This is a genomic window from Acinetobacter sp. AKBS16 (assembly GCF_002899995.1).
In the GTDB taxonomy this organism is placed as follows: Bacteria; Pseudomonadota; Gammaproteobacteria; order Pseudomonadales; family Moraxellaceae; genus Acinetobacter; species Acinetobacter baumannii.
The window spans coordinates 1-9,808 of the sequence record NZ_POYH01000091.1 but is presented as its reverse complement, the minus strand read 5'-3'; the positions used below and the strand labels follow the sequence as shown (position 1 = coordinate 9,808).

Here is a 9,808-nt window from a genome sequence, read left to right as displayed (position 1 = left end):
AACAACCCTTGATAGAAAAGCTTTGATTTCCTTATATCTTTTTCATTATGTTCAGTTTCTAATAAGTCTTGAGTTGGGGATTTTTTAATAAAATTTTTATAACCTAAGTACATTAAGTAAAAGGCCCCAATAAATTTTAAAGCAGTGAAGATAGTAGGGTTGCTAGTAATAATAAGTCCGACACCGCTTGCAGAAATCACAGCGATAATAAACATACCAATAATTAAACCACTAATGCCAAATAAAGCTGTTCTCAAACCATAATTTATTGAATTTGTTACTGTAAATAAAACGCCTGGGCCTGGGCTTGATAAAGTAAGAAAGGCAATGGTTATAAAACTAAAAGACCGCTCACGTTGATACTTCCTGTTTATCATCAATATGTTAATTGCATGCCTACTTTAAAGCAGAATAGGAATTATGTATACAGACAAGTATGTATAATTTATAAAAAAGTAAATTAATAGGATAATATTTGAAAGTTCCTACACAATCTTATTTTTTTTAACTCTAAATAATTTGAAAATTAAAAATCCAATACTTTAAAAAGCATTAAATATGTTTAATTAATATATAGATACAGTGTTAGAAAATTATATTTAAATATCATTGAAAATCAGATAGAAAGTTAGAATTTGATACCTTCGTATTCAATAAGAAATGAATTAATTAAGATATCGATTGCAATTCGTTAAGAAGCGTGTATAGTCGACACTAACTACAAAAATATTCATGTTACCCAAAGTCTCTCTTTTCGCAGTTTTATTTATAATCCTCCGTATATTTTTAGATATTTAAGTAGAATGTGTATTTTTTAGTTCTATTGGTTTGCCCAATAATAAATGATAATGTTTTTAAAAGTTAGGATTAATTTATGTCTAATACTACTGGTACAGTAAAATGGTTTAATGAAACTAAAGGTTTCGGTTTTATTCAAACTGATGAAGGTAAAGATGTTTTTGCACATTTTTCTGAGATTCAAACACAAGGCTTTAAAGTTCTTTTAGAAGGTCAGCGTGTTCAGTTTACTGTAACACAGGGTAAAAAAGGCCCACAAGCTTCGAATATCACAATTGTGACGAATGCTTAAACTAAAGTAATTTGATGATTTTAGACGATTTGATCTGTAGTGATTTGCTCAATTAAACGGCTCTAATCATCAATATAGTTAAAAAACCCACTTCTTCCTTTGTGGGTTTTTTATATGGATAATTAAATAAGTTGATTATTTTTTTTTATATAATATAGAAATTAGAATTGTGTTGTATAAGTTGACTTTATAACTGGTATAAAAATGGATATTTGTATTGGCGGTATTTTAAACGGTAAAGTAAGAAAGAATAATGAAAATTATTTCTCTATAGGAAATCCTCATTCAGATGATGTAACGGAGTATCACAAGCAATATTTCCATTTGGATGGAAAGCTTTTATCATTTTGGGTGTGTAATGAAATCAATTTTCAAGAAGCCTCCAGAATAGCTGAAAGTTTCTTTAAAAAAGAGCAAAGTTGTTATTAAGTAAATTTTAATTAAATACTTTAAGTCTGGTAAGTCTATTTCTTTAATGAGATAAGCTAAAAATTATTTTTAATTACATATTTTTAACAATTTAGATTAATTTGTTATTCATAAAGTCATAAGTAAAGAGTAATCTTAGCTCAGAATTTAAAATCGTTGTAAAATTAAACTTAACATTCATGAAAATTTATTAAATTTTTCTTGTCTTAACGGTGCATGACTTACGTCATAAATAATATTTCTTTTTGTAGTATATCTAAAGGAAGGAAATAATTCTAAATGTTGAATATAGTACAGCCTAATATTTGCTTCATTGGTAGCAGTAATTTGTCTTTAGCTTTAATTGGAGGTTTAGTTTTAAAAGGCTTTCAAAGAGAAAAAATTAATCTAATAGAGGAAGTCAAATTTGAGAATCAAATCATTCTAAAGCAAAAGCAACATGAGGTGAAAAAGGCAGATATAGTTGTTCTATTACTAGACCCAAAAGACTTAAAGGCTATACTGGCGCCCTTAAAAAAATGGTTAGCTGATAAAACTATTGTGTCGATGATGGCCGGAGTTAATATTCAACAATTAATGAGTATTACGGGTTCAAAAAAAATTATCAGAGTCATTTCTAATCCCCCTGTATTAACCTATACAGGTACTCATGTGTTAATTGGTTCAGACTATTTAGAGCCTTTAGATAAAGAAGTGATAGAAACAATTTACTCAGCAACAGGGCGAACCTATTGGGCAAATTCAGAATCCCAAAGTGATGCGATTATTGCTTTATCGGGTTCAGGACCAGCTTACTTCTTCTATATTCTCGACAGTATGGTGAAAACAGGGGTGTCTATGGGGCTAGATAAGCAATTTGCTTTAGATCTAATACTTCAAGCTGCATCAGGCGCTGTAGAAATGGTTCGTAAAAGTAATGTTCAGCCTAGTGAGTTATGTGGCAAGGTCACATTAGCGAATGGTATTACAGAGTCTGCATTACGAATGTTTGAATTAGGCAACCTCTCTGATGATATTCGGCTGGCTTTAAAAGCAGCTTACCATCGTAGTAAAGAAATAAGCTTAGAAATTAATGCAGAAATTACGAGACACTAGCTTTAGCTGATTACAAAGTACCTTCCAAATGTTAACGCTTTATATTTGGAAGGTATTTTTTTAACCACCATGGTTTAGCCGTATAAAGGTAAAGCAAACATTATCTTTCAAAGAACCATCAAAACGGCTACTTTAAAAATCAATTATTAGCTCAAGTTATGGAATTTGTAGGAAATACTCCCAAATAATAAAACCTAAGCCGAACCCTAGCATTGAATAGAGCGTAATAATAAATAGTACAAAACTAGCTTTATTTTTCTTTCTTAAAAAACTCATGTTAGCTACCTCGTGTCTAGATAGTTACTATCATGAAGAAAGGCAAGGTGTAATCATAGATACAGAATTTTTTCAAAAAAATATAACAGATGGGTAGGTGTTATAACCTCATCTTTAATTAAGTTTTTCTTCAAATTTATGACTGAAAAAAGACTAAAGTATGGTGAATCTAGAAGCATGAGAGGAATACATAAAAATTATTTCTACATTGTTTTTTAATGATAATTTATTACTCATGTTGTGTGAAAAATAATCATTTACAATTGAAAGAAAATATTTCTAATTAGTTAAAAGTATTAAATAAAATTGTGAAACATTTAACATTAGTTTGACTATTTGTGTTCCGTTATGGTGCAATTTTACATAAGATGGGTAGTTCTTACATTGTTTTAAATTTATTTGCACTCAATTACAATTAAGTCTTCATAATCAGAAGATGAATTTTTTTATTTTCAATTATTTATAATAATATTGAGGAGGAAGAAATGCCAAAGTATTTAGCTATAGCGGAGAAAGTATACAAGGAAATTAAAAAAGATAATTTATTTACTGAAGATACCATTCAAAATTTAAATTGTTTAATTAGCTTGATTCGCAAAGCAATTAAAGGTACTGAGTTCAAACTTAAGTACAATTTTATAAATTTTGAAGAATGTTTAAATCAATTTAATAAAGAAAAATCAGTGCATATTGATTTAAGTCTTATGCCCAAGTTTAAAAATGAAGATGAATTCATTTTGTGGCTTGCAGGCTTTATTGAGCGAATGACAATTGGAGGGAAAGAGAAGCTTCCTCCAATTTCAAACTATATTCCAAAAGGCTTTAAAATTGATCAAGCCGAAATTCCTGTGGCTGCTGAACCAAGCAAAGAAGAAAATGCTGAGATGATTATTAACTACTTTAAATCTGAAGATTTCATTAAAAATAATAAAATATCCTCTTAAATATAGAAGTATTTGTCCACCTTACTTCTATATCTGGCCGATAATATTCAGCTACCGCCTTCTGGGGCGGTTTTTTTATTTAACCAGCTTAAATGATCAGCATATAAAACTTATCAAAAATGTCAGTAAATATGGAAATGTTTTATAAAGAATTAATAATGACATAAAAAATAATAAGTTGGAGATTATATTGTTATTTTTATTAAAATATTTTTCACATAAAAATAATCTTAAATTACGTATAGAAACATTTACTGGTACATAATTTCCAAAAAAATAGGATGATGAAGAGATGAATGAGAATGCTGAACTCATTAAATATTTAGATATTGCCGAAAATGTATACGAAAATATGTATGAAAAGTACCAGATTACGGATAACCCTGTAACCAATCTCAATAGAGTGATGGCAGAAATTAGAAAAGAAGCCGAACAAAATGATTTAAAGTTAAAATATACCAAAATTGATTTTGAAGAATGTTTAACTAAGCCTCTTTCTGAAAGAGAGATAAAAGTTGACTTAAGTCTACTTCCTCGTTTTGAGTATAGGGATGAATTTATTTTATGGCTCACTAATTTTATTAGAAATATTAGTGTGCAAAAAAAGTTCGTAAAACAAAAGTACTATTTTAATTAGCTTTATAAACTTTTTAACTACTCAAAACTATTAATAAATTTTATAGAACAGCGATATAAAAAGAAAAATAAAGTGCACCTTTGTAGAGGTAACTTACATGAAGAATATTACTGAAAAATCACTTTTTGATGTTTTTACCCAGCATCAAGCTTATCTCTACCGAGCATCATCGCGATCGGTAAATGAACTTTATAAGTTTTTTAATAGTGAAACGATGGATATGCTTGATCGGTTAAGCAATTTAATGAAAGAGCTGAATGAAACTGAGAGGTTTGCTCTTGCTGGTGGAGAGTATACAACTCAGCATCTAAAAAACATTCAACTTGTTATTTCGAACTGGTTTAATTCAATTAGTACTGTTTTACCGGAAATTTTTACTCACTCGGCAATTGCTTTGGCTATATATGAGTCAAACTATATGGCCAAACTATTTGGTAAGGTTATTAAAGATTTAGAGGGAGAGCAGCTTTATCGGTCAATAAAACGAGTGCCTTTGGCTGGCGGTGCCTTGGTTGATGAATCCTTAGCTCAAATTGGTGAAAATGCCCTTCAACGCATTGAATACGCTATTCGGGATGGCATGAATACCGGGATGACGCCTCAGCAAATCATCAAACGTATTACGGGTACAAAACGCCTTAAGTACGAAGATGGATTGCTCAACAGTACCAGAATCGATATTGAAAGAATTATTAGAACGCTACGTAGCCATATATCAAATCAGGTCTATTTATATAACTTCAAAAATTTTAATTTTGAATATGTAAGGTTTGTGAGCGTTTTAGATGGCAGGACTTCTAAAATCTGTGCAGCCATTGACGGTTCTATTTGGAAACTGAATGACCCGGCGAAAAGAGTGCCACCTTTGCATCCGAATTGCCGAAGTATTCTGGTTCCCGTAAGTAAGGATGGAAGGCTTATTGGGAACAGATCTTTCGTTATGGATGAAAGAAAAGTACGAGATATTCCTAAAGATGAGCGGACTCAGTTAATGGGGCAAATAGACGCAAATATTTCCTTCAAAGAATTTTTTAATCTGACCGATAATTTTTTCCAAAAAGAATGGTTAGGCCCTAAACGTTATAAGTTATATAAAGAAGGGCAATTTGATTTTGATAAATTTTTTGATCCAAAGGGCCGGCTTTATACTTTGGATGAATTGAGAGAATTAGATGAACGAACTTTTAAAATACTTGGGTTATAGCTTTATCGTTCTCCACCAAAATAATAACGCCAATAAACTCACACATGCGCCTAGGCCACATACGCCGAGCCATCCTGCATAAGCATAAGTCGCTGTTGTGCTGATTGCACCCAGTCCACTACCTACTGCATAAAAGAGCATGTATAGACCCACAAGACGACTATGTGCTTCTGGGCGAGTGCGAAAAATCATACTCTGGTTGGTCACATGCAGGGCTTGTCCACCTAAGTCGAGCAATACTATGCCAATCATCAGCGCCCAAAGCGAGTAGGTCATGAGTGAAAGCGGCCACCATGCGAGCAGCAATATTAACAGTGCTGCCAAGCTTGTGCGCTGAGCATATCCGCGGTCGGCCCATTGGCCAGCACGAGTGGCGGCTAGAGCACCGATTACACCGAACAGTCCAAAAGACCCAATTACAGTATGCGAAAAGTTATAGGGTGGTGCACTTAACGGTAGTACCAATGCGCTCCAGAAAATATTAAATGCCGCGAACATGAGTAAAGCTAATACGCCGCGCACCTGTAGGACTTTTTCTTGGCGCAGTAGCTTTAACATAGAAGATAGAAGTTGCGGGTAGCGCATGGTAATAGGCTGAACATTTAAATGAGGAAGTCGCCTCCAAAGTGGTAAGGCAATCATGAGCATAATGATAGCTGCGCAAAAGTACACGCCGCGCCAACCCGCCACATCACTAATTCCTCCTGAAAATACACGGGCAAGCAGTAACCCAATGAACACACCACTCTGTGCAGTACCAACCACATGCCCTTGCTCATGTGGGGCCGCAGCACTTGCAGCATAGGCAATAAGTCCTTGTGTCATGGCTGTGCCGAGTAGGCCAACCGCAAGCATTCCTGTCAAAAGAATAATCGTAGAGTGGGCAAAGGCAACCATTAGCAATGCAGATATTAAAGCCAGTAGTTGCAGTGTCATTAACCGACGCCGATTTATAAGATCACCTAACGGCACTAAAAACACGAGGGCAAGTGCACAACCTATTTGAGTGGCTGTAACCACACCACCAATGGCGGCATGACTAACATTAAAGTCATTCGCCAAGATGTCGAGCAAAGGCTGTGCATAATAGACGTTTGCTACGCTTGCACCACTTGCTATAGCAAATAGCAAAACTACGCTACGAGGTAGGTTCGAATGCGTTTTATTGTTATCTACTGGAGACATTGAAGATACAAGGGAGGCTTTCATTATTCTAAATCCATTCAATCTAGTTTTAAAATGCAACTAGTTGAATGTTAGATCGACTAGTTTTAAAATGCAACTAGATATCTTGTTACTGATTATTGGTAAGGAAACTCAATGGCTAACTCTACATTGATGAAAGAAGAACCTTGTCCTGTTGCACGCTGTATCAATCTCATAGGAGATCGCTGGTCACTGCTTATTGTGCGTGATGCATTTGACGGAATGCGCCGTTTTGGAGATTTCCAGCGGAGCTTAGGCGTTGCACGAAATATTCTTTCTGACAGGCTGAAAAAGTTGGTGGATGTTGGTGTTCTTGAAATGCAAGATGCTTCAGATGGTACGGCTTATCAGGAATATGTGCTAACCCCTAAAGGGGAGAGCTTATTTCCTGTGATTGTTGCTCTACGTCAATGGGGAGAACACAACTTATTCGAAAGTGGTGAGCGCCATTCTCTGTTAATTGATAAAAATACAGGTCAGCAAATTCCATTTATGGCACCAGTCACAGCAGATGGAAAAGTGCTAAAAGCCTCTGATACTCAAGTGCAAAAGGTGAAATAAAATAAGAGAAGAGAAAAATTAACCTTTTTTAACTTAAATTTTGGGAGATTAGTTGCTAACCTTGCGCGTCAAATTAAGGTGAGATTATGAGATTTATATTCCTCTTTATAAGTGCAGTTTCAATTCAATGTTATGCAGCATCAGAAGCAATGGAACTTCATTACTGTGAAACTGTGAAAAAAGCAGCGAGTGGTGTGATGGATGCTAGACAACATGAAGTGCCAGCTAAAGAGTTACATGACATCGCCAATCATCTTGAAGAGCAACAAGCCAAACAACTTTATCAAGAGCTTATCAAATCTGCATATTCTTCAAAGCTATTTGAAGACCCTCTCATTAAGTCAAAAGCTGTCGAGAATTTTCAAACCACTTGGCATGAACAATGTTTGGCAAAAGAATTAGCTAAAAATATGTGAGTGTTAGGGGAAAATGGCTAGCTTAGGTTGGAAGATAGAACTTTATTTCTTACTTACCTCTTCACTAACACTGGCTAAGCGCGGTAAAGAAGGAGAGAAGGTATTAGTTCGAGTTCTTAATATCATGCAAGGCCAACGTTACATCGAAATTTGTGAACAAAGTCCTACCCAAGAGCAATTCTTTTATGGTTGGATCCGCTAACCGCGTTTCACTATGAAGGTTTTGATTTCGCTGTGTATGCTACTTTCAGGTTGCACAGCTCATACGATATCTACAAAAGTGCATGTCACTGTTTGTGTGCAGTGTGTGAATTAAAGTCTTTAGGAGAACGCTTTTTTATAGATGGGTGAATAAGTTAAAATGGTTTAAATTTTCTTTAAATATATTTAATTTTAGCTTTAGTATCTATAAGTTAATATAACGAGCTTTATTGTTATTTTCGTAAAAATAAAAAATAAAAATTGTTTTTAAGTTAATGTTTTTTAAAATTATATATATCTCATATTTACATTAATAAGATTGGATACAGGTGCATGATTTATTATTAAATTTATATCATCTACTTTAAATAAGCTATTTACCCTTTGCGAAGAATATCAACGAGCGGTATAAATATGGTTGATTGAAATAATGAATGAATAACCCCAACCTTGAATTTACAAGTAGGGATATAGATTGGAAGTGTGAAAAAGCTACCCATAGGTAGAAATACTCATGAATTAAGTTAAAGGATATTGGTATGAAAGCTATTTTAACGAAGAAAATTATTAGCTGTATCGCAATTAGTGGTGTTTTAAGTTGCAGTGCATTTGAGATTATGGCAGCGAATCAACAAACTATAAATGATGGGAAGAATCACTCTAAAATATTAAATGAAAACCATGAAAATTTGACTGACAGTCAAATTTTCAAGATATTAAGTACAGCTAATAATGGTGAAATTAAGCAGGCAAAAACTGCATTGCCAAAATTAAAAATGGATGAAGCTAAGAAATATGCTGAAATGATGATTAAAGAACATTCAGCCAATGAAAAAAATGCACAAGCGTTGGCAAGTCGGTTACAGTTGATTTCACAAACCAGTAATCTTAGTAAATCATTGCAAAATGATAGTGATAAAATTGTTAGTAAGCTTAATCAAATAACATCAGATACTGATAAAAATTATATGATGAGTCAAGTTAAAGTTCACCGTAAAGTTTTAACGATAATTGATAAGCAGTTAATACCAAACACGAAAAGTTCTGAATTAAAAAATATGCTCGTACAAACACGTGATGCTGTTGCGAAACACCTAAAAGCAGCTGAAGATATATTTAAAAATATGAAATAATATATAATTATTATCTTTTAAAAATACATTTAAAAAGCCTAGTATTAATTAACTAGGCTTTTTAAATTGCATATACATAAAATAATAATTTTCTGCAGGGTAGTGTAAAACTAGAATGTTATGGGTAATGTTTAATCTAGCGAAATATAATGATTATGGGGTAAAGAATGATATAATTGTGAAGATTATTTGAATAAGAATTTTTATTGATGAGAAATAATTTCTTTAATGAATAACATCTCCTTACTTAATAGGGGTATTTATGAAACATAACTAACCTAAAGGTGAATTATAATAATAATTGTCAAGCATACTTCAAAAGTTCTTTTAATATTCTAGCTCTTTTGAAAGACACTAGATTTTAAAATATAGGGAGTAAGAAAATGGTAAATACAAAACAATCAAATTCAGTTGGTAATCATACGGCTCAAAAGGAGCCATCTTCTAATGGTAATGTATCAAATAGCAAACCATTACAAGACATTTCATCCACAATTGATAATGCTCGTCCAGATTTAAACTCTCCACCGACTAATAACAATCATGTACCCGATATGAATGAAGGGGGAGAGAATTTGGTTGCTACAGGTGCAGGAACCTTGGGAGGAGCGGCGGT

Annotated in this window: 11 protein-coding genes and 3 pseudogenes; 11 read left to right on the top strand and 3 right to left on the bottom strand. The window is 33.2% G+C overall.

Going from position 1 to position 9,808, the window contains the following annotated elements:
* A pseudogene (locus C1642_RS19740) lies at positions 1-355 on the bottom strand (LysE family translocator); the annotation flags it as partial.
* A gap of 519 nt (positions 356-874) precedes the next feature.
* Here C1642_RS19740 and C1642_RS16325 point away from each other — a divergent pair.
* The 3 genes from C1642_RS16325 to C1642_RS16315 all read left to right on the top strand — a co-directional run bounded on the left by C1642_RS16325 (position 875) and on the right by C1642_RS16315 (position 2,614).
* Positions 875-1,090, top strand: a complete 216-nt coding sequence (locus tag C1642_RS16325; protein ID WP_000072673.1) for a cold-shock protein — start codon at positions 875-877, stop codon at positions 1,088-1,090.
* A 204-nt stretch (positions 1,091-1,294) separates the two neighbouring features.
* Complete coding sequence (locus tag C1642_RS16320) at positions 1,295-1,519, top strand: hypothetical protein (protein WP_000350297.1); 225 nt, start codon at positions 1,295-1,297, stop codon at positions 1,517-1,519.
* A 279-nt stretch (positions 1,520-1,798) separates the two neighbouring features.
* The gene (locus tag C1642_RS16315) at positions 1,799-2,614 is read left to right on the top strand and encodes a pyrroline-5-carboxylate reductase family protein (protein WP_000932373.1); all 816 of its coding nucleotides are present in this window, start codon (positions 1,799-1,801) and stop codon (positions 2,612-2,614) included.
* A 156-nt stretch (positions 2,615-2,770) separates the two neighbouring features.
* Here C1642_RS16315 and C1642_RS16310 read toward each other — a convergent pair whose 3' ends face one another.
* Positions 2,771-2,890, bottom strand: coding sequence for a hypothetical protein (locus C1642_RS16310; RefSeq protein ID WP_001982898.1), 120 nt, complete (start codon positions 2,888-2,890; stop codon positions 2,771-2,773).
* 485 nt (positions 2,891-3,375) lie between these two features.
* Between C1642_RS16310 and C1642_RS16300 the strand changes: the two genes are divergently transcribed.
* The 3 genes from C1642_RS16300 to C1642_RS16290 all read left to right on the top strand — a co-directional run bounded on the left by C1642_RS16300 (position 3,376) and on the right by C1642_RS16290 (position 5,675).
* The gene (locus C1642_RS16300) at positions 3,376-3,834 is read left to right on the top strand and encodes a hypothetical protein (protein ID WP_001127325.1); all 459 of its coding nucleotides are present in this window, start codon (positions 3,376-3,378) and stop codon (positions 3,832-3,834) included.
* Between the two features lie 292 nt (positions 3,835-4,126).
* On the top strand, positions 4,127-4,471 hold the full coding sequence (locus C1642_RS16295; RefSeq protein WP_001004676.1) for a hypothetical protein: 345 nt from the start codon (positions 4,127-4,129) through the stop codon (positions 4,469-4,471).
* Positions 4,472-4,568: 97 nt separating this feature from the next.
* Positions 4,569-5,675, top strand: coding sequence for a minor capsid protein (locus tag C1642_RS16290; RefSeq protein WP_031963108.1), 1,107 nt, complete (start codon positions 4,569-4,571; stop codon positions 5,673-5,675).
* Here the strand turns inward: C1642_RS16290 and C1642_RS16285 are convergent.
* Complete coding sequence (locus C1642_RS16285) at positions 5,670-6,884, bottom strand: MFS transporter (RefSeq protein ID WP_032035193.1); 1,215 nt, start codon at positions 6,882-6,884, stop codon at positions 5,670-5,672. The genes C1642_RS16290 and C1642_RS16285 overlap by 6 nt on opposite strands.
* Before the next feature lie 111 nt (positions 6,885-6,995).
* On the opposite strand from C1642_RS16285, the gene C1642_RS16280 reads away from it, so the two are divergent.
* The 5 genes and pseudogenes from C1642_RS16280 to C1642_RS16260 all read left to right on the top strand — a co-directional run.
* Complete coding sequence (locus C1642_RS16280) at positions 6,996-7,442, top strand: winged helix-turn-helix transcriptional regulator (RefSeq protein ID WP_000024020.1); 447 nt, start codon at positions 6,996-6,998, stop codon at positions 7,440-7,442.
* A gap of 86 nt (positions 7,443-7,528) precedes the next feature.
* Positions 7,529-7,858 (top strand): hypothetical protein, encoded by a 330-nt coding sequence (locus tag C1642_RS16275; RefSeq protein WP_001210984.1) that lies wholly within the window; start codon positions 7,529-7,531, stop codon positions 7,856-7,858.
* Between the two features lie 70 nt (positions 7,859-7,928).
* A pseudogene (locus tag C1642_RS16270) lies at positions 7,929-8,076 on the top strand (putative peptidoglycan-binding domain-containing protein); the annotation flags it as partial.
* Between the two features lie 522 nt (positions 8,077-8,598).
* Complete coding sequence (locus tag C1642_RS16265; protein WP_031998613.1) at positions 8,599-9,192, top strand: DUF4142 domain-containing protein; 594 nt, start codon at positions 8,599-8,601, stop codon at positions 9,190-9,192.
* Positions 9,193-9,575: 383 nt separating this feature from the next.
* A pseudogene (locus tag C1642_RS16260) lies at positions 9,576-9,808 on the top strand (hypothetical protein); the annotation flags it as partial.

What these genes read in the sequence shown, in the direction of transcription:
- C1642_RS16325 (WP_000072673.1), top strand. Translation starts at nt 875, where the DNA reads ATGTCTAATACTACTGGTACAGTAAAATGGTTTAATGAAACTAAAGGT.
- C1642_RS16320 (WP_000350297.1), top strand. Translation starts at nt 1,295, where the DNA reads ATGGATATTTGTATTGGCGGTATTTTAAACGGTAAAGTAAGAAAGAAT.
- C1642_RS16315 (WP_000932373.1), top strand. Translation starts at nt 1,799, where the DNA reads ATGTTGAATATAGTACAGCCTAATATTTGCTTCATTGGTAGCAGTAAT.
- C1642_RS16310 (WP_001982898.1), bottom strand. Translation starts at nt 2,890, where the DNA reads ATGAGTTTTTTAAGAAAGAAAAATAAAGCTAGTTTTGTACTATTTATT.
- C1642_RS16300 (WP_001127325.1), top strand. Translation starts at nt 3,376, where the DNA reads ATGCCAAAGTATTTAGCTATAGCGGAGAAAGTATACAAGGAAATTAAA.
- C1642_RS16295 (WP_001004676.1), top strand. Translation starts at nt 4,127, where the DNA reads ATGAATGAGAATGCTGAACTCATTAAATATTTAGATATTGCCGAAAAT.
- C1642_RS16290 (WP_031963108.1), top strand. Translation starts at nt 4,569, where the DNA reads ATGAAGAATATTACTGAAAAATCACTTTTTGATGTTTTTACCCAGCAT.
- C1642_RS16285 (WP_032035193.1), bottom strand. Translation starts at nt 6,884, where the DNA reads ATGAAAGCCTCCCTTGTATCTTCAATGTCTCCAGTAGATAACAATAAA.
- C1642_RS16280 (WP_000024020.1), top strand. Translation starts at nt 6,996, where the DNA reads ATGGCTAACTCTACATTGATGAAAGAAGAACCTTGTCCTGTTGCACGC.
- C1642_RS16275 (WP_001210984.1), top strand. Translation starts at nt 7,529, where the DNA reads ATGAGATTTATATTCCTCTTTATAAGTGCAGTTTCAATTCAATGTTAT.
- C1642_RS16265 (WP_031998613.1), top strand. Translation starts at nt 8,599, where the DNA reads ATGAAAGCTATTTTAACGAAGAAAATTATTAGCTGTATCGCAATTAGT.